We start from the raw sequence: 19,655 nt of genomic DNA, 5'->3' as shown, positions 1-19,655 counted from the left end.
CTGCCATGAGCTTACATGTCTACCTATCCGGCGAGATCCATACCGACTGGCGTGACGAGATCGAGCGCGGCGCAAAGGCTGCCGGTCTGGACATCGTGTTCACCGCGCCTGTCACCGACCATGACGCCAGCGATGCCGCAGGCGACCACCTGGGACGCGAAAGCGACGCCTTCTGGCGCGACCACAAGTCGGCCAAGGTCAATGCCATTCGTACCAAGACCCTGATCGAGCAGAGCGACCTGGTGGTGGTGCGCTTCGGCGACAAGTACAAGCAGTGGAACGCGGCCTTCGATGCCGGCTACTGCGCAGCACTCGGCAAGCCGTACGTGACCCTTCACGGCGAGGAGATCGTCCACCCGCTCAAGGAGGTCGATGCCGCTGCCATGGCTTGGGCGACCACTACCGAGCAGGTGGTCGAGATCCTGCGCTATGTGATTCGTGGCTGAGGCTGGCGTGCGACGATTTTTTCGGTTTTTTTAGGTGTGGCTGTGCTTTCATGCCGTCATGTTCGATGGGGAGGTGATGGCTGAATGCGTACCGCCGGATACGGTGTAAACGAAGTTGGCGTACGGCTCAGGTACCACTGGCGTAGCTGGTCGCCCGTGCTCAAGGTCATGTCGGTGCTATGGACGGTACTGGCCGTCTTCATGACCGTTCCTTGGCTGGTGCTGGTCGTCGAGCGTGACCCCGACGCCCGCGCCTTCGGCCTCTCGATCATGTTGGTGATGGTGGCCGTGGCGCTGGTGTGGCTGTCCACGGCTCGCACGCGGATCGAGCTCAAGCCCTGGCAGATGTTCGTCGTCACCACCTTCAGCTGGATCAGCGTCAGCGGCTTTGCCAGCCTGCCGCTGGTGCTGGGCGCGCCGCAGCTCAGCTTCACCAACGCCGTGTTCGAATCGGTCTCGGCCATTACCACCACGGGCTCCACCATACTGGCCGGTATCGAGGACCTGTCCGATGGGCTGAAGCTGTGGCGAGGCATCATGCAGTGGCTGGGCGGCATCGGCATCATCGTCATGGGCATCGCCATCCTGCCCTTCCTCAAGGTGGGGGGCATGCGCCTGTTCCATACCGAGTCGTCGGACTGGTCGGATAAGGTCATGCCGCGTACGGGTGGCATCGCCAAGGCTACCCTGAGCATCTATTGCGGCTTTACCCTGATCGCTATGCTGGCCTACTGGGCAGGCGGCATGACGCTGCTGGATGCGGTGGTGCATGCCATGACGTCGTTGGCCACCGGGGGCTTCGCCAATTCCGATGCCTCTTTCGGTGCCTACGCCGAGCAGCCCCATCTGCTGTGGATGGCATCGCTGTTCATGCTGACCGGTGCGCTGCCTTTCGTGCTCTACATCCGTACGCTGCGTGGCTCGAGCATGGCGCTGTGGCGTGACCAGCAGGTGCAGGGACTGCTGTTTCTCCTGGCGCTGGTCATTCTGGGCCTCTCGCTGTGGCGCATCTGGCACGGTACGGCGCCGTTCGAGGCGCTCACTCACGTTACCTTCAACGTCATCTCGGTGGTCACCACCACCGGCTATGCCTCCGACGACTACAGCGCCTGGGGGCCGCTGGCCTACGTGGCGTTCTTCTATCTCACTTTCATTGGCGGTTGCAGCGGCTCCACCAGCGGCGGCATGAAGATCTTCCGCTTTCAGGTGGCCACCATCCTGCTGCGCAACCAGCTGCGTTTTCTGGTCCACTCCCAGGGCGTCTTCGCTTCGCGTTACAACGGCCAGCCGCTCACCGACGACATTACCCGTGGCGTGGTGGCGTTCTCGTTCTTCTTCTTCCTCACCATCGCCGGCCTGGCCCTGGGGCTTGCGCTGATGGGGCTGGACATGACCACGGCCCTTTCGGGAGCCGCTACCGCGGTGGCCAACGTGGGCCCGGGGTTGGGCGACATCATCGGCCCGGCAGGCAATTTCGCACCCTCACGGATGCGGATGCGGCGAAATGGCTGCTGTGCGTCGGCATGCTGCTGGGACGGCTGGAGATCCTGACCGTACTGGTACTGCTGACACCGATGTTCTGGCGCAAGTAAGGCGAGGTTTTATGAAACTTTGACGGCTGTGGCGGTTTTCGCCATCGATTCTTTACGCGGCCTCTTCCTAGCATGGCAGTGCACTCATCAGGAGGTACTTCCATGAATTCTCTGCTGTTGGTGATCGCTCTGGCCACGGGGGCCTATCTAGTGGCGGCCCTACTGTGGCCAGAGCGTTTCTAGGAGACGGCCATGAACGACATGATGCTGACGTATGCGCTCGTCATAGGAATGGCCTTGCCGTTCGGTCTGTATATGGCGAAAAGCCTTGGTGACCAGCGCTCCTATCTGGATCGATTTTTCTCTCCCATCGAAGGCGTCATCTATCGGCTGGCTGGCGTCAACCCAGAGGTTTCGATGCCCTGGCAGGCCTATGCCACTGCCGTGCTGAAATTGCATGTGCTGCTGATTCTGCTGGCCTGGTTGACTTTCATGTTCCAGGGTCGGTTGCCGCTCAATCCGGATGGCATTGCCGGAATGCGCTGGGATACGGCGCTGCATACGGCAATTTCCTTTGCTACCAACACCAACCAGCAACACTACTCGGGACAGGCGGAGCTCTCCCACCTGAGCCAGACGCTCGCCATCGTCACTCTGCAGTTCCTGACGCCGGCGACCGGCATGGCCGTGCTGGTTGCCATTGCGCGCACTTTACTAGCCAAGCATCGCCAAGAGAGTGGCTTGGGTGTTGGAAACTATTACCGTGATCTGACGCGTAGCTCGGTCCGTATATTGCTGCCATTGGCCGCTGTCGTGGCGCTGCTGCTCACCTGGCAGGGGGTGCCCGCGAATTACCAGGCTGCCCATGAAATCACTCCCCTCGATGCGCAAGTCGAAGAGACCCAGCGGATTCCTCTTGGGCCCGTTTCGGCCATGGTGGCCATCAAGCCGCTCGGCACCAACGGCGGAGGATGGTACGGACCCAACTCCAGCGTGCCGCTTGAGAACCCCACTGCCATCTCCAACGTCATCGAAACGGCAGCGATTATGCTCATTCCCGTCGCGCTGTTGGTCGCCCTAGCGGTGATGACCGGGAGGCATCGTCTGATGGTTGGCATTGGTGGGGTGATGCTGGCTTTCTCACTGGTCTCGACGGGGTTGGTCGTGTCGTCGGAGCGCATGCCCAATGCGGCCTTCGCCGAGCTTTCTGCCCCTGGCGGCAACATGGAAGGCAAGGAAGTTCGCTTCGGCACGGACATGTCGGCGCTGTGGGGCAGTTGGACCACTCAGACCTCCAACGGCTCGGTCAATGCCATGCATGACAGCTTCAACCCGCTGGGTGGCATGGTGCTGATCATGGACATGCTGGTCAATGTCACCTTTGGCGGTGTCGGGGTAGGGCTGATCGGCTTTTTGCTCTATCTGATGCTGGCGGCCTTCATCGGCTCGTTGATGGTGGGCAGGGCGCCAGAGCTGTTCGGCCATCCTCTGGAAACCCGCGAGATCCGCTGGATCAGCCTGGCCATTCTGGCGCAGCCGCTGATCATCCTCGGCTTGAGTGCGCTCGCAGTGAGCCTGCCTGGCGTGCATGGCACCACCAATCCGACCCACCACGGCTTGGCTCAGGTCATCTACGAATATACCTCCGCCTTTGCCAACAACGGCTCGGGTTTCGAAGGTCTCGATGATGCCACCTACTGGTGGAACCTGACCTGTGCGATTGCACTATTGATCGGACGCTTCCTGCCCATGCTCGTACCGTTGGCCGTGGCCTCCTGGCTGGCGACCAAGCGCACCGCGCCCGCCGGGAGAGGAACGCTGGCCCTGGACAGCGGTGCCTTCATGGCACTGACCGCTGGTGTCATCGTCATCATCAACCTGTTGGGCTTTCTGCCAGCTCTGGTGCTGGGACCGGTTGCCGAAGCCCTGGTCCTGGCTCAGTGAGGAGACACGTCATGTCAACGTCAATGCAACATGGCTCACAGCAGAAACCGGGGCAGCAAATGAGTGGAGGCAGTCGGCGAGCTGCGCGCCAGCCGCTCGATTGGGCTGCAGTCGTCAAAGGTGCATTCGTGCGTCTTGCTCCGCAAAGGCTGGCACGTAACCCGGTGATGGCCGTGGTGGGGATAGGTACTGCCGTATGCGCCCTGTTGAGCGTGCAAGCGCTGGCCCGAGGAGAGAGCGGCGGATTTGCGATAGCCATTACGTTGATGCTGCTGGTGACTTTGCTGTTTGCCACCGCGGCGGAAACCCTGGCTGAATCGCGGGGCAAGGCGCATGCCGGCAGCCTGCGCCAAACACGAGGACAGTTGAAGGCGCATCGGCTCGACAAGAACGGCAACGTGACGGTAGTGGCAGCCGATACCTTACGGCGTGGAGATCGGGTAGTTGTTGAAGCCGGCGAGCTGATCCCCGCCGACGGTGAAATCGTGGAAGGGGCCGCGTCGATCAACGAGTCAGCCGTGACGGGCGAGTCCGCGCCGGTTCTCCGGGAGGCAGGTACCGATAACAGTGGGGTCAGTGCGGGTACCAAGCTGCTGTCGGATCGCTTGGTCATCGAAGTGACCAGCGACCCGGGCGAATCGTTGCTGGACCGCATGATCGCCCTGGTGGAGAGTGCCAGCCGCCAGAAGACGCCAAGCGAACTGGCACTGTCGGCGCTGCTGGCCATGCTCACCCTGGTGTTCCTGATCGTGGTGGTGACACTGGTGCCCATGGCGGCATTCGTGGGCCTCGAGTCTTCCACCGTGATGCTGGTGGCGCTATTGGTGTGCTTGATACCCACTACCATCGGCGGGTTACTGCCTGCCATCGGCATTGCCGGCATGGAGAGGGCGATGCGTGCCAACTTGGTCGCCAAGTCGGGCAAGGCGGTGGAAATCGCCGGTAGCATCGATACTCTACTGCTCGACAAGACCGGGACCATCACGCTGGGGGGCCGTCGTGCGACGGAGTTTGCGCCTTGCCAAGGACAGCAGCGCGATGCGCTCAGGGACGTAGCTTTCCTGGCCTCCCTGGATGACCCGACTCCCGAGGGTCGCTCAGTGGTGGGGTTGGCGCGTGATCTGGGTGTCGATGCATCACTCACCGAAGCGGCCGATGGCGCGACCTTCGTGGCCTTTTCGGCTTCGACCAGGCTTTCCGGTGTCGATCTCGTCGACGGGCGCCGGTTGCGTAAAGGTGCTCCCAACGCCATCGCTCAGTGGGTCGAGGAGCAGGGTGGCCGGGTGCCTGCGGATTACACCCAGTTGGTGACGCGCATCTCTCGCCACGGTGCTACGCCCCTGGCGGTTGCCGAGAACGGGTGTCTGCTGGGAGTGATAGCGCTTTCTGACGTCATCAAGCCGGGTATTGCCGAGCGCTTTGCCAAGCTGCGCGAGATGGGGGTCAAGACGGTGATGATCACCGGCGACAATCCGGTGACGGCAGCGGCCATTGCGGCCGAGGCGGGAGTCGATGACTACGTGGCCGAGGCCACCCCCGAGCGCAAGCTTTCCATCATCCGCGAAGAGCAGGCCAGCGGCCGCCTGGTTGCCATGATGGGAGATGGCACCAACGATGCGCCGGCACTGGCGCAGGCCGATCTCGGTCTCGCCATGAACTCCGGCACCCAGGCCGCTCGAGAGGCCGCCAACATGGTGGATCTCGACTCCGATCCTGGCAAGCTGCTGGAGGCGGTGGAGATCGGCAAGCAGTTGCTGATCACTCGTGGCGCGCTGACCACCTTCTCGCTGGCCAACGACGTGGCCAAGTACTTCGTGATCCTTCCGGCGCTGTTTGCTGCCAGCCTGCCTGCCCTGGCTTCGCTCGACATTCTGAATTTGCACTCGCCGACCACGGCAGTGTTGGCCGCCGTCCTGTTCAATGCCCTGATCATTCCCGCACTGATTCCTTTCGCGCTGAAAGGGGTAAGCGTACGGGCCACTTCGGCTACGAGCTTGCTGAAGCGCAACCTGTTGATCTATGGGCTCGGAGGCCTGCTGCTTCCATTTCCGGTCATCAAGCTGTTCGACGTGCTGATGGGCATGCTTATCTAGGAGGATGCGACATGAATCGAAACACTGCACAGATTGATTCTCTCTCTTACACGCATCGCCAACTCACGACATGGTCGATACCGCTGCGGCTGGTAGCGGTCATGGCCCTGATCCTGGGGCTCGGTTATCCGCTGCTGATCAGCGCTCTCGGTAGCTGGCTCATGCCCCATCAGGCGACTGGTAGTCTGATCGAAGACAGAGAGGGGCGCGTGGTCGGCTCGGTCCTGGTTGGTCAGCGTTTCATCGATCACGCCTACTTCATTGGGCGGCCCACTGCGGCAGAGTATGATGCCTTCGAGGTCAGCGGCTCCAATCTTGGGCCTGGCAACCCGGAGCTGCGCGAGCGAGCGCAGGCCTATGCCGTTGCCATTGCCGCTCGAGATGGCGTGGCGCTGGGCGAGAGACCCGTTGAATTGCTGGCGGCCTCCGGCTCTGGAATCGATCCGCATATCACGCCGGAGGGGGCGGCCATCCAAGTCGCGCGGGTGGCTCAAGCGCGGGGCTTGTCGGAAGTGCAGGTGATGAGTCTGATCGAAGCGGCCATTGAGCAGAGAGGCAGGTTAGGGCAGCCTGCGGTGAACGTATTGCGCTTGAACCTAGCGCTCGATGAGCTGACCGGGCCGCCGAACAGTTAGGAGGAGTGAGTGGGAAGCACCATGGCCACCGACGACGAGCGGCGCCCCGACCCGGATGCTCTGCTCAGGCAAACCGTGCGCCGGGAGGCGCGCGGTGCTCTGCGTATCTTTCTGGGGGCGGCGCCAGGCGTAGGAAAGACCTATGCCATGCTGTGTGCCGCCAGGGAGCGTGTTGCTGCCGGTGAGGACGTGGTCATCGGCATCGTCGAGTCCCATGGACGTGCGGAGACCGAAGCGCTTTGCGAGGGAATGGTCCGGCTGCCATTGGCGCGGATGACCCACCATGGGCGCACCTTCGAGGAGTTCGATCCGGACGCGGCCTTGGCAAGGCGTCCCGCGATCCTGCTGGTGGACGAGCTGGCTCATCGCAACATTCCGGGGAGCCGCCATCCGCGCCGCTACCAGGACATCGAGGAGCTGCTGGATGCTGGCATCGACGTGTGGACTACCGTCAATGTGCAGCATTTGGAAAGCCTCAACGATGCCGTGGCGCGTATTACCGGCGTGCGCATGCGTGAGACCGTACCGGATGCTCTGCTCGAGCGGGCTCGCGATGTCTCGCTGGTCGATCTTACGCCGGATGAATTGCTGAAGCGGCTGCGCCAGGGCAAGGTCTACGTGCCGGAGCAGGCGCGAGCAGCCATGGAGGGCTACTTCAGCGAGCCTAATCTCAATGCGCTGCGCGAATTGGCGCTACAGACCATGGCAGAGCGTGTGGATAGCGATGTGCGCGATGCCATGGGCGCAAGCGGTGAGACGGGGCCCTGGCCCGTGCGCCCGCATCTATTGGTGGCGCTGAGTGGGGGGAGTGAGGATGCAGCGTTGGTTCGCGCCGCCCACCGGCTTGCCGAGCGCCGTCGAGCGGCGTGGCGTGCAGTCTATGTCGACCGCGGACATGACGATCCCGAGCGCCGCCTCGCGGTCGAAAATGCGTTTGCTCAGGTCAACCGTCTCGGTGGTGAGACACGCCGTCTGTATGGATACGATCGCCTGCAGGAACTGTTGGACTACGCCCGTCAACATAACGTGACCACCTTGGTGGTGGGACGGTCGCGTCCTTCGGGGTGGCGCCTCTGGCGCCGCCCCTTGGCGCGACGATTGCTGACCAGCGGTGGTGCCTTCGACCTGGTAGTGGTGGCCGAAACGGAGCGTCGCCCGCGCTGGCGGGCAAGGCACCGATTCTCTCCCGCTAGTTGGACCGCCGGCATTGTGGCACTAGGGGCTACGCTGGCTGCACTCGGTCTGGCCCTGAGTGTGCAAAACTGGTTTTCTCTTGCAGACTTGTCGTTGCTATTCCTCGGTGCTGTCCTTATCAGCGCGCTGCTGGCGGGCACCGGGGCTGCCATGTGCAGCGCTCTGCTGGGCTCTCTGGCTTTCAACTTTTTCTTCACTGAGCCCAAGTTGACGCTGGTGATGGTCGAGCGGGATCAGATCCTGACCGTAGTATTCTTCTTGGCGGTAGCGGTAGCGGTTGGCCAGCTGGCCGGCCGTGGTCGCCGCCGCCTATTGGCACTCCGTGAGAGTCGTGACCAGACCCATCGCCTGCTGGCGTATGTGCAATCGCTGGCGGTGGCGACGGATGGCGATAGCGTTCGCCAAGTCGGGCTCAAGACGCTGGAGCAATGGCTACATGTGCCCGTAGCCTTTCTGGAGCGGCAGGCCGGTGCGGAGGGGGTACGGGTCAGCCAGGCCGAGCCACCTGCCACACGGCTACCGGAAGCGGCACTGCTTGCTGCAGCCTGGAGCTGGCAGCATGCCAAGCCCCGTGGCCAAGGGACCGATACGTTGAGCGGGCAGGGTTGGCGACTGTTGCCGCTCAAGGAACACGGGCATGTTTTGGGCATCGTCGCCTTGAATCTCGAGCAACGTGAGGCCCTGTTGTCGCCAGAGGAGGAGGCGTTGCTCGCTACGCTGCTTAGCCAATTGGCCATGGCGCTGGAGCGCACCCGCCTGGTGGCAGATCTCGGGGCGGCACGGTTGTCGGAAGAAAACGAGCGCTTGCGTTCGGCATTGCTCGCATCGGTTTCTCACGATCTGCGTACGCCGCTGGCCTCCATCATCGGGTCGGCCAGCACGTTGCGGGAGCTCGAGGCACAACTGACCGAGACCGATCGGTATGAACTGCTTGATGGCATTCTGGGCGAGAGTGAGCGGCTCAATCGCTACATTCAGAACCTGCTCGACATGACGCGGCTAGGGCACGGAACCTTGAAGATAGAGCGAGACTGGGTCGCGCTCGATGACTTGATAGCCGCGGCCATCAAGCGTCTGGGGCCTCAACTGGAAGGACATGAATTGGTATGCAGCTGGCCTGATGACTTGCCGCTTCTCTATGTGCATCCGGCGTTGATTGAGCAGGCGTTCGTGAACATTCTGGACAATGCGGCGCGCTTTTCGCCAGTACATGGGCGCCTTACCATTGTTGCCGGCATGGAAAGCGATTGGCTGTGGCTACGCGTCATCGACCAGGGGCCGGGCATTCCTGCCGATTTGCGCGAGCGGGTCTTCGACATGTTCTTTACCGGTGGGGAAGGTGATCGAGGGCGCCACGGAAGTGGGCTGGGGTTGGCGATCTGTCGTGGCATGATTGGCGCACACGGTGGACAGATCCGTGCTCTGGTCAGCCCAACCGGAGAGGGCACCTGCATCGAGATTCGTTTACCCCTGGAGTCGAACACCATGGAGGCGGGCGATGGGTGAAGAGGTCAAGGGACGCATCCTGGTGGTGGATGATGAGCGGCAGATCCGTCGCTTCTTGCGTATTAGCCTTACGTCGCAAGGCTTCGAGGTAATTGAAGCCGAGACGGGAAGCGAGGGCTTGTTCAAGGCCATTGAGTGTGCGCCAGATTTGATTTTGCTGGATCTAGGGCTGCCGGATCTGGACGGCCAGGAGATTCTGGAGGCGTTGCGTACTCAAAGCGACGTGCCGGTAATTGTCGTTTCCGTACGTGAGCGTGAAGAGGAGAAGGTGCGAGCTCTGGATAATGGAGCGAACGATTATGTCACCAAACCTTTCGGCATTCAGGAGCTATTGGCCAGGGTCAGAAGAATGCTGCGTTTCAAAGCGAGTCAAAGCGGCGAATCATTGGCCATTCATTTTAGCCACGACCGACTGCATATCGACTTGGGGAAGCGTCTGGTACATCTAGGCGAGGAAGAGGTCCGTTTAACACCGAAGGAATATGCACTTCTTGAGCGCCTCTGTCGTCATGCCGGACGCGTGGTGACCCAGACTCAACTGCTAAGGGAAATCTGGGGGCCAACCCATATTGAAGATACCCATTACCTCAGAATCGTTGTCAGCCGTCTGAGGCAGAAACTCGGGGATAACACTCAAGCACCTTACCTCCTGCAAACTGAAGCCGGCATAGGCTATCGCCTGCTCGTAGAGCCGGATGGCACTCACGACTCGGTCGGTAAAAGGGAATAATTTTATGAAAATCATCATCCTGGGGGCTGGCCAGGTCGGCGGCACGCTGGCCGAACACCTGGCCCGCGAGGAGAACGACATCACCGTGGTGGACACCGACGGCGAACGGCTGCGCGAGCTGCACACCCGGCTCGACATCCGCACCGTGGTGGGCCCCGGCTCCTACCCCGTGGTGCTGCGCCAGGCCGGCTGCGAAGACGCCGACATGCTGATCGCGGTGACCAGCCAGGACGAGGTCAACATGATCGCCTGCCAGGTCGCCCACACCCTGTTTCGCACCCCCACCAAGATCGCCCGGGTGCGTGCCACCGCCTACCTCACCCGCAAGGGGCTGTTCGCCCACGAGGCGGTACCCATCGACGTGCTGATCAGCCCCGAGCAGGTGGTCACCGACCACATCCGCCGGTTGATCGAGCACCCCGGGGCGCTGCAGGTGCTGGAGTTCGCCGGCGGCCTGGTGCAACTGGTGGCGGTCAAGGCCTACTACGGCGGCCCGCTGGTGGGTCAGGACCTCGGCTTCCTGCGTCGCCACATGCCCAGCGTCGACACCCGGGTGGCGGCCATCTACCGCCGCAAACGGCCGATCATCCCGCGTGGCGACACCGTGATCGAGGCCGACGACGAGGTCTTCTTCATCGCCGCCCGGCGCGACATCCGCGCGGTGATGAGCGAGCTGCGCCGGGTCGACCGCGACTTCCGCCGGGTGGTGATCGCCGGCGGCGGCAACATCGGCGAGCGTCTCGCCGAACACCTCGAGCACAGCCACCAGGTCAAGATCATCGAGCACGGCCTGGAGCGCTGCACGGTGCTCTCCGAACGCCTCAACCGCACCGTGGTGCTGCACGGCAGCGCCACCAACAAGCGCCTGCTGGAAGAGGAGAACATCGAGGAGTGCGACATCTTCTGCGCGCTGACCAACGACGACGAGGTCAACATCATGTCGTCGATGCTGGCCAAGCGCATGGGCGCCAAGAAGGTCCTCACGCTGATCAACAACGCCGCCTACGTCGACCTGGTGCAGGGCGGCGAGATCGACATCGCCATCTCGCCGCAGCAGGCCACCATCGGCAGCCTGCTGACCCACGTGCGCCGCGGCGACATCGTCAACGTGCACTCGCTGCGTCGCGGCGCCGCCGAGGCCATCGAGGCCATCGCCCACGGCGACACCCAGTCGTCGAAGGTAGTGGGCCGCGCCATCGGCGAGATCGACCTGCCCCGCGGCACCACCATCGGTGCCATCGTGCGCGGCAAGGAGGTGCTGATCGCCCACGACGACGTGGTGGTGGAGTCCCGCGACCACCTGATCCTGTTCGTGATCGACAAGCGCCGCATCCGCGACGTCGAGCGGCTGTTCCAGGTCGGCCTGACCTTCTTCTGACAGGGAGTCAGACCTCGCCAACCGGGTGGCTTTCCTGGTCTACGCTGATCAGGAACGCCATCGAGGGCTCCAGGCAGTAGGGATGCGCATGGGGTCCGCCAGCCGCTTGCCCGGCGACCCCCGCGGCGACTGGGGCCACCCGGCGCGGATTTCTGCCGGCAGAGGAGCGTCAGCATGACCCAGGAGTACTACCACCCCATCATCTACGTGCGCGGCTTCGCCATGCGTGACAGCGAGATCGAGGCGACCATCAACACGCCCTACATGGGTTTCAACCTGGGGGCGACCCGGGTACGCCAGGGGCCCAGCGGGGCGTTCGACTCCCTGATCTTCGAGTCGCCGGTGATCCGCCTGATGAAGGATCACGGCTACCGGGACGTCTACGCCGAGGGGGCGGAGCGCGAGGACCGGCTGCCCCGCCGGACCCTGCTGATCCACCGCTACTACGAGGGGGAGGGCGGTGAGGGGCAGCGCCCCTCGATCCCCGAGGCGGCCCGGGCGCTCTCCGAGCGGATCCTCTGGCTGCGCGAGCGGATCTGCGGCGACGATGAGGAGGCGCGGGAAGCCTTCAAGGTCTACCTGGTGGCCCACTCCATGGGCGGGCTGGTCTGCCGCTGCCTGCTGCAGAACCCCGAGGCGGGCAGCGCCGAGGCGCGCGCCTGCGTCGACAAGGTCTTCACCTACGGCACCCCCCACGATGGCATCGAGATGGCCGGGTTCAACGTGCCGCGCTTCCTGGGCCTCTGGGACATCAGCAACTTCAACCGCAAGAGCATCGCCGGCTACCTCAAGCTCTCCCCGCGCGGGGGCCGGGTCAACCGCCTGGGGGGACACTTCCCGCCGGAGCGCTTCTTCTGCCTGGTGGGCACCAACCACCGCGACTATAACGCCACTCGCCATGTGGTGGGCGCACGCAGCGACGGCCTGGTGAAGACCGACTGCGCCTGGGTCGAGGACGCCCCTCGGGTGCATCTCTACCTGGCCCACAGCGGCCCCTTCGGCATGGTCAACTCCGAGGCCGGCTACCTCAACCTGACGCGCTTCCTGTTCGGCGATGCCCGCATGCAGGGGCAGCTGGTGGTCGACCACCTGCCGCTGCCGCCCTCGCTGCAGCAGGCCCGCGACGAGGGGAACGACATCGAGGGCAGCTACCACTTCGAGTGCACGGTGATGCCGCGGCTCTTTCCGCCGGTGGCGCTCTCGGAGCGCCGGGTGGAGCATGACTCGGCGATCTTCCGTCGCTATGACGAGATGTTCCATCCCGAGCGGGCCGGCCATGACCATGCCCGTCACCCGGTGCTCTTCTCCGTCTACCTGGACAGCACGAGGATCACCGTCACCCAGGGGCGCACCATGATGCTGACGGCCGACATCGCCGTGCGCAGCACCGAGTTCAAGGTGGGGGGGCGCTGGTTCGTCAGCCGCCGGGTGCCGGAGGAGAACCTCTTCCGCGAGAAGGTGGTGATCCTGGCCACCGCCGCTGCCGGGGGCGGGCGGCTGCGCTATATCCTCGGCGACGAGGACTGGGGCGAGGGGCGCGGGCGGCCGGTCAAGGAGGATGCGCGAGGGCACTACGTGCCGCTGACCAGCCGCAAGGGGTTCAAGGGGCGACTCTACCTGGGCATCGAGCCCTGGGAGTGAGCCGCCAGCGGCCTGGCCCTTGAGACGACGCCGCCCCGACGCCGCCCCGACGCCGCCCCGGCGCTGGCCGGGGCGGCGTCGAGGGCCGGCATGGCCCGCTGGCTCAGAGGGTCATGAAGGGCGAGGCCTCGCCGTCGCGGAACTGGTAGACATCCCAGTCGCCCTGCTTGGGCCCGGGCATGCCGGGGGTACCGATGGGCATGCCGGCCAGGCCGATGCCACGGGTGTCCGGGCGCTCCTCGAAGAGTTTCTCCACCGCCGCGAAGGGCACATGCCCCTCGATGGCGTAGCCGCCCATCTGGATGGTGTGGCAGGAGCCGAGGCCGAAGGGCAGGCCGACGCGCTGCTTGATCTTGCCCACCTCGATATCGTCGACGATCTTCACCTCGACCCCGCGGGCCTCGAGCTGGCGGGCGTACTCGTCGCAGCAGCCGCATTCCGGGTTCTTGAACATGGTCGCCTTGTCGGGCAGGGCGGCGTGGGCGGTGCCGGCGCCCAGCAGCAGGGCGGCGGAGAGCAGGAGGGTGGAGCCTAAGCGATTCATGGGCGGGCCTCCGGAAGGTCGCGGGACGTGGGGCGGGAGGTGAACAGGTACTTGGCGAGGGCGGCGATGCCGAGGCCGAGCAGGGTGAGCATGGCGATGGGCATGACCCAGGCCAGCCAAGGCAGGTTGCCCATCAGGGCGGTACAATGCGCGATCATGGTCTTGGTTCCTCTCAGTGGTTGACCCAGGTCACGCCGTTGGGACCCTGGCCAGTGTCGTGGCGGCTGATGACGGCGCCGGCTTCCAGGTCGATGACCGAGAGGCTGTCGTCATAGAGGCTGGTCACGAAGGCGAAGCGCCCGGAATCATCGACGCTAACACCGTGGGCACCGGCACCGACCTCATGGGTGGCCACCACCGCCAGGCTGTCGAGAGCGATGACCGAGACCCGGTTATCGGGCTCGTCCTCAGTGCCCTCATTGGCCACCAGCATGTAGCGTCCATCCGGGGTGGCGTGTACCTGGATCGGCAGCCGGCCCACCTCGATGCGCTCGACGACCTCGCGGCGGTTGGTGTCGATGACGGCCACGCGGTTCTCGTCCCGTAATGAGACGAAGACCCGGGTGCCATCCGGGGTGAAGCCCACTTGCACGGGAGCCTGGCCGACCGGCAGGCGAGCGACCTCTTCCCGCGCTTCGACATCGATGATTGATACGCTGCCATCCAGGACGTTGGCCACATAGAGCTCCTGGCCATCGGGACTCAGACGCAGTCCGTGGGGATACTCACCGGTGGCGATGGTCGCCACGCTCTCCTTTGCCTCCAGGTCCACGACCGAGACGCTGTTGTCCCCCGCATTGGTGACGAAGGCGAAGCGGCCTTCCAGGTCACTGACCACATGGGACGGGTGGCTGCCCACGTCGATGCTGGCCAGGGGAGCGCCGCTCGGGTCATGGGAGGGGTAGAGCTTGAGCTTGCCGGGGGCATCACCGTGGGCATGGCCGCCGTCATGGCCATGGCCGTGGTCGTCGGCTGCCGGCTCCCCCACGGCCATCAGGTAGCGGCCGGAATCGCTGATCTGAACGTTGTGGGGGGCTATGCCGATGGCATGGCGAGAGGCGGTGCCGTTGCCCAGGTCGATGTGGGTCAACGAGGCGCCGCGCTCGTCGGCGGTGACCACGCTGCCGGCGGGACTCTCGCCGGCGAGAGCCGGGGGGCTGGAGAGGGCCAGCCCGGCGGCCATGAGCCAGCCGAGGAGCCGGTGGTTGCCGGTGAGCGTCAATGAGGAAGGCAGGAATGCCTGGCGCGCCGTTGCGGCCGATGAAAAACGGATAGACATGATGTACTCCTGAGGAACGTAACCATAATGCGAGCGGTGTCGCAGCGAACGGTGTCGCGGTCCGACGGCCGGGCCGTCTTCGTTCGATCAGGCTCTGGGAGGGCGCCGCGGGGGCAGGGGGCGGTGGGCGATCACGGCCAGCGCCGGGGCGAGGGCCGGGAAGTGAGGGGCAGCCGTGGCCAGGTCGATGGAGGGCGGCAGCGCGGCGCAGCTGGCGCAGCGGTGCTCGTCCGGGGTATCAGCGTCGAGCAGCTGTACCTGCGCGACGAGGCCGCAATCGGCCTGGTGGCTCTCCATGGCGCCATGGCTCGACAGCGCGGTCACCGCCAACAGCAGCGCGAGCAGGAGGGCCAGCAGGCGGCCTCCTGTGCGCTGTGTTGCTGATGTCCGAATGAGCCGGTGCATGAGGAACTCCCTTGAGTCAGGCCTTCAGCTTACCTCTTGGTGGCTCGAGCTGCATTGATCCAAGGCAACTTCCCGGGCGAATCGCGAAGCGGGAACGAGGACGCGGGTCATTCATCGTTTCGGTGGCTGTGGCGGTGCATGAACAGGTGCAGGCCGAGACAGAGCCCCATCGGCAGCAGCAGCAGCCAGGTGCCGGTGCCGAAGGGGTTGCCGCGCCACAGCACGATCAGCATGGCCACCCCCATCAGCACCAGGCAGGCGGTCATCATTGCGTGGTGCAGGCGGTTCATCGGGTATCTCCTTGCGGGTTGGCGCGGGTGAAGCCCCGCTTGAGCAGCAGCGAGTTGCCGATCACCGAGAGCGAGCTGGCGGTCATGGCGATCACGCCGATCATCGGGTGCAGCAGGCCCACGGCGGCGATGGGAATGGCGGCCACGTTGTAGGCACTGGCCCAGATCAGGTTCTGAACGATCTTGCCGAAGGTGGCGCGCGAGAGGTGCATGGCCTCCACCACCCCGGTCAGCTCGCCGCGCACCAGGGTCACGTCGGCGGCCTCGATGGCCACGTCCGCCCCGGCGCCGATGGCGATGCCCACGTTGGCCTGCTTCAGCGCCGCGGCGTCGTTGATGCCGTCCCCCACCATGGCCACGTGGTTGCCGTGCTTCGCCTGCAGGGCGCGAATGGCGTCGACCTTGCCCTCCGGCAGCACCCCGGCCTGGACCTCATCGATGCCGACCTCCTCGGCCACGGCCCGGGCGGCACGCTCGTTGTCGCCGGTGATCATCACCACGTGCAGGCCCAGCGCATGCATGCCGCGGATGGCCTCGACCGACTCCTCCTTGAGGGTATCGGCCACGGCCACCAGGCCCAGGGCCTGGCCGTCGGCGGCCACGATCACCACGGTGCGCCCCTTCGCTTCGAGCTTGCCCATGGCGTCATCCAGGGCCTCGAGGCCGGCCACGCCTTCCTCCTCGAGCAGCCGGCGATTGCCGATCAGCACGCTCGCGTCGCCCACCCGGCCCGAGACGCCGCGGGCACCGGTGGAGCGGAACTCGCTGACCTCGCCGGGCGTCACATCGCGTTCCTTGGCACCGTCGACAATGGCCCGGGCGATGGGGTGCTCCGAAGCGTTCTCCACGCTCGCCGCCAGGGTCAGCAGGCGCGACTCCTCGACGCCCTCGGCGGCCACCACCTCGGTCAGCGTCGGTTCGCCGCGGGTGATGGTGCCGGTCTTGTCCAGCACCATCACCTTGACGTCCTTGAAGGTCTGGATCGCCTCGCCGGAGCGGATCAGGATGCCGCGCTCGGCACCGATGCCGGAGCCCACCATCAGCGCCGTGGGCGTTGCCAGGCCCAGCGCGCAGGGGCAGGCGATGACCAGCACCGCCACGGCGGCCAGGATCGCCAGCACCGGGGTGGCGGCCTCGGGGTTGACCCAGGGCAGGAAGGTCGCGCCCCAGTCGAGGATCGGGCGCAGGGCGTCCGGAATGAGCAGCCACACCACCAGGCTGGCCAGGGCGATCAGGATCACCGCCGGCACGAAGCGGCCGGTCATGCGGTCGGCGAACTCCTGGATCGGCACCCGGGAGCCCTGGGCCTGGTCGATCAGGCGCACCACCTGGGCGAGGAAGGTGTCGCCGCCGACCCGGGTCGCCTTGACCCGCAGGCGCCCCTCCTTGTTGATGGTGGCGCCGATCACGCTGTCGCCGGGGCTCTTGTAGACCGGGATCGATTCGCCGGTGGCGATGGATTCGTCGAGGTGGCTCTCGCCCTCGACCACCTCGCCGTCGGTGGGGACCTTGTCGCCGGGGCGCACGATCATGATGTCGCCGGGCGCCAGCTCCTTGACCGGCACCTCGACCTCCTCACCGTTGCGCTCCACCCGGGCCGTCTTGGCGCCCAGGGTCAGCAGGCGGCGAATGGCCTGGGAGGCGCGCCCCTTGGCCAGGGCCTCCAGGTAACGCCCCAGCAGGTGGAAGGTCATGATGGTGGCAGCCATCTCGATGAACGACGTCATCGGAGTGATGAAACCCACCAGGCCGATCAGGTAGGGCGGCAGGCTGCCCATGGAGATCAGCACGTCCATGTTGAAGGTGCCGTTCTTCAGCGAGCGCCAGCTCGAGCGGTGCGTGGCGGCGCCGCCGTAGAGAAAGATCACCGGGAAGGCCAGCAGGGCGACGATGGCCAGGTAGCCCGGGATCGGCTGCCAGAACATGTGCGGCATCATCAGCAGCATGATCAGGGTGGTGGGCACGGCGGCGATGATCAGGCGCTTGCGGGCCTGGGCGAGGTAGGCCTCTTCGATCTCGGCATCACCCTCGTTTGTTTCCTGCTCCTCCGTCTGCACTGCCGCCACGTCATAGCCGGCCCCCTCGACGGCGCGCTTCAGCGCCTCACCATCGGGGCCACCGGCCTCGATGGTCACACTGACGCGGTGGCTGGCGATATTGGTCTGGATCTCGCCCACGCCATCGAGGCGTTCGAGCGTCTTGCGCACGATGCCGGCGCAGTGGTCCGAGCCCATGCCGGGCACCGTCAGGCGAATCTGCTGCTGGCCACCACCGCTGACGGCGGCCACGTCATAGCCGGCACCCTCGACGGCTCCCTTCAGGGTGTTGCCGTCGGGTCCGCCTTCCTCGACCGTCACGCTGACATGATGATTGGCGATATTGGTCTGGATCTCGCTCACGCCATCGAGGCGCTCGAGGGTCTTGCGCACGATGCCGGCGCAGTGGTCGCTGCCCATGCCGGGTACCGTCAGGGTGATCGTTCTGGACCTGGTGTCACTCATCACGTGCCTCCTGCAGCTGTCGCCGAGTGGACGGCCAGGGTTGGCCGTCCTTGATGTTGCGTATTCAGTGACTCCGCCGATCAGTGATGGGCATCGTGGTCCTCGGGATCCACGTCGGCGGGCGCCGCCTGGCGGAGCTGCTCGCGCTGCTCATCGGTCATGAGGTCGTGCATGGCGTTACGCATGCGCACCATCTCGGCCATCATCTCGCCGTGCAACTCGGCCATGCGGCCGTGGAGTTCTTGCACCTGCTCAGGGTCCGGACGTTCGCCGTGCATCTCGGCCATCAGGTCGTCGCGCAGGTTCATCAGGCGCCCCTTGCGCTCGAACTGGGCCGGGCGGTGCTCCTGCATCAGTTCGCGCATCTGGCTGCGCTGATCGGAGTCGAGCATCGACATCATGCCCATGCCCTCGCCCATCATCGGGCAGGGCATCATGCCGCCGCCCATCATGCCTCCCATCATGCCGGGGCCCATGCCGCCCTGGCCGCCGCCGCCCATCATGCCCCCCATCATGCCGGGGCCCATGCCGCCCTGGCCGCCACCGCCCATCATTCCTCCCATCATGCCGCTTCCCTGACCGGGTCGAGAGTCCGGCATGCCCTGGGCGAGGGCAGTGCCGGTACCGCTGGCACCGATGGCCAGGGCGAGCCCGAGGGCGAGAGTCTGCTTGCGAATGTTCATGGTCGTTCTCCTTGCTGCCGATTGGCCCAGTCGAGGGCCACTGCTTACAGTATTCCGGCTATGTGCGGCACAGAGGTCAATGCCGTGCCTCGAGGGTGTCAGGTAAGCCACCCAGAACTCAGGAGCGGAAGCGCTGTGTCAGCAGGTAGAGGGGAACGACGTGGGGAGAGGCGGGCCCAGGAAGGGTCTGACCAAGTGCCGAGGTGAGGTGTATAGACGGCCCGGCGGCGGGGACGATCGGAGGCCACGGATCGGGGGTGACATCGGGCGCCTCGCTCCGGGGCAAAACACCTGATACAGAGCGCCAGGCGTGGTCATGGTGGCAGTGGGGCCCCGCGGGAGGTGAGGTGAGCCAGGCGTCGGGCGATGCCTCGCCAAAGGCGAGCTCGAGGCCGGCTGGTGCAACCTGGTCGCCCGGGTGGGCATGCTGCACCACGTCGGCCTTGGCCAGAGGCGTGGCCAGCAGCAGCGCCAGGATGAGCACAGCACCCAGCCAGACGGAAAGTCCGCTCCGGCCGGGTGTTGTACTCTGTTCGGTCGCCTGTGGACCCATCTCGTGGAGCTCACTTAATCTGTGCCATGTGGCTATAACCCTAGGGCCAGCGGCGCAAACTGTCCATTGATGCAAATCAAGAGTTATCTGATGGTAAACCTGCGTGCAGGACCCAGGTTGCGGGTATCCTCGAGGCCATGAAATACTCGTTCTTCCATTGGCTGACAAGGCCGTTTCACCCCATGCGTCGACTCTCCTGCCACTGGCTGCTCTGCCTGGTGATGGCCCTGTTGCTGGCCATTGCGGCGCCCGTTGCCGCGGGTGGGCATCATGGTGATGTGGCCTGCCTGGAGAGCCTGTC

General features: G+C 64.8%; 16 protein-coding genes and 1 pseudogene. 10 read left to right on the top strand and 7 right to left on the bottom strand.

Annotation, left to right across the window (positions count from 1 at the left end; genetic code table 11):
• Positions 1–5: 5 nt before the first annotated feature.
• The 10 genes and pseudogenes from B6N23_RS05435 to B6N23_RS05395 all read left to right on the top strand — a co-directional run bounded on the left by B6N23_RS05435 (position 6) and on the right by B6N23_RS05395 (position 13,099).
• Entirely contained in the window at positions 6–446 is a 441-nt protein-coding gene (locus B6N23_RS05435; protein WP_191225012.1) for a YtoQ family protein, read from the top strand.
• An 84-nt stretch (positions 447–530) separates the two neighbouring features.
• A pseudogene (gene trkI, locus B6N23_RS05430) lies at positions 531–2,038 on the top strand (Trk system potassium transporter TrkI).
• Between the two features lie 72 nt (positions 2,039–2,110).
• Positions 2,111–2,221 carry a K(+)-transporting ATPase subunit F gene (gene kdpF / locus B6N23_RS17030; protein ID WP_369424969.1) on the top strand — a complete coding sequence of 37 codons (111 nt, stop codon included), beginning with the start codon at positions 2,111–2,113 and terminating at the stop codon, positions 2,219–2,221.
• Positions 2,222–2,230: 9 nt separating this feature from the next.
• On the top strand, positions 2,231–3,922 hold the full coding sequence (kdpA, locus tag B6N23_RS05425) for a potassium-transporting ATPase subunit KdpA (protein ID WP_305502601.1): 1,692 nt from the start codon (positions 2,231–2,233) through the stop codon (positions 3,920–3,922).
• A gap of 11 nt (positions 3,923–3,933) precedes the next feature.
• Complete coding sequence (gene kdpB, locus B6N23_RS05420) at positions 3,934–6,015, top strand: potassium-transporting ATPase subunit KdpB (protein ID WP_305502599.1); 2,082 nt, start codon at positions 3,934–3,936, stop codon at positions 6,013–6,015.
• An 11-nt stretch (positions 6,016–6,026) separates the two neighbouring features.
• A complete protein-coding gene (gene kdpC / locus B6N23_RS05415) occupies positions 6,027–6,650 on the top strand; it encodes a potassium-transporting ATPase subunit KdpC (RefSeq protein WP_305502596.1) in 624 nt (207 codons plus the stop codon).
• 21 nt (positions 6,651–6,671) lie between these two features.
• A complete protein-coding gene (locus B6N23_RS05410) occupies positions 6,672–9,350 on the top strand; it encodes an ATP-binding protein (RefSeq protein WP_305502594.1) in 2,679 nt (892 codons plus the stop codon).
• Positions 9,343–10,080, top strand: coding sequence for a response regulator (locus tag B6N23_RS05405; protein ID WP_305502592.1), 738 nt, complete (start codon positions 9,343–9,345; stop codon positions 10,078–10,080). The genes B6N23_RS05410 and B6N23_RS05405 overlap by 8 nt, the downstream gene beginning before the upstream one ends.
• A 4-nt stretch (positions 10,081–10,084) precedes the next feature.
• Positions 10,085–11,458 carry a Trk system potassium transporter TrkA gene (trkA, locus tag B6N23_RS05400; RefSeq protein ID WP_305502590.1) on the top strand — a complete coding sequence of 458 codons (1,374 nt, stop codon included), beginning with the start codon at positions 10,085–10,087 and terminating at the stop codon, positions 11,456–11,458.
• A 174-nt stretch (positions 11,459–11,632) separates the two neighbouring features.
• Positions 11,633–13,099 carry an esterase/lipase family protein gene (locus B6N23_RS05395; RefSeq protein ID WP_305502588.1) on the top strand — a complete coding sequence of 489 codons (1,467 nt, stop codon included), beginning with the start codon at positions 11,633–11,635 and terminating at the stop codon, positions 13,097–13,099.
• Positions 13,100–13,202: 103 nt separating this feature from the next.
• On the opposite strand, the gene B6N23_RS05390 is transcribed toward B6N23_RS05395, so the two are convergent.
• The 7 genes from B6N23_RS05390 to B6N23_RS05360 form a co-directional block, all read right to left on the bottom strand.
• Positions 13,203–13,643 (bottom strand): DUF411 domain-containing protein, encoded by a 441-nt coding sequence (locus B6N23_RS05390; RefSeq protein ID WP_305502586.1) that lies wholly within the window; start codon positions 13,641–13,643, stop codon positions 13,203–13,205.
• On the bottom strand, positions 13,640–13,801 hold the full coding sequence (locus B6N23_RS05385; protein ID WP_305502584.1) for a hypothetical protein: 162 nt from the start codon (positions 13,799–13,801) through the stop codon (positions 13,640–13,642). The genes B6N23_RS05390 and B6N23_RS05385 overlap by 4 nt, the downstream gene beginning before the upstream one ends.
• A 14-nt stretch (positions 13,802–13,815) precedes the next feature.
• Positions 13,816–14,922 carry a YncE family protein gene (locus B6N23_RS05380; protein WP_305502582.1) on the bottom strand — a complete coding sequence of 369 codons (1,107 nt, stop codon included), beginning with the start codon at positions 14,920–14,922 and terminating at the stop codon, positions 13,816–13,818.
• A gap of 87 nt (positions 14,923–15,009) precedes the next feature.
• Positions 15,010–15,327: a hypothetical protein gene (locus B6N23_RS05375; protein WP_305502580.1), complete on the bottom strand. Its 318-nt coding sequence runs from the start codon at positions 15,325–15,327 to the stop codon at positions 15,010–15,012.
• Between the two features lie 107 nt (positions 15,328–15,434).
• Complete coding sequence (locus B6N23_RS05370; RefSeq protein WP_119022638.1) at positions 15,435–15,617, bottom strand: hypothetical protein; 183 nt, start codon at positions 15,615–15,617, stop codon at positions 15,435–15,437.
• A complete protein-coding gene (locus B6N23_RS05365; protein ID WP_305502577.1) occupies positions 15,614–18,118 on the bottom strand; it encodes a heavy metal translocating P-type ATPase in 2,505 nt (834 codons plus the stop codon). The genes B6N23_RS05370 and B6N23_RS05365 overlap by 4 nt, the downstream gene beginning before the upstream one ends.
• Positions 18,119–18,198: 80 nt before the next feature.
• Entirely contained in the window at positions 18,199–18,801 is a 603-nt protein-coding gene (locus tag B6N23_RS05360; RefSeq protein ID WP_305502575.1) for a Spy/CpxP family protein refolding chaperone, read from the bottom strand.
• Positions 18,802–19,655 lie beyond the last annotated feature (854 nt).

The organism is Halomonas alkalicola (assembly GCF_030704205.1).
GTDB classification, from domain to species: domain Bacteria; phylum Pseudomonadota; class Gammaproteobacteria; order Pseudomonadales; family Halomonadaceae; genus Halomonas; species Halomonas alkalicola.
Note: the sequence above shows the minus strand (reverse complement) of the source record. Positions and strands in the feature narration are given on the sequence as shown.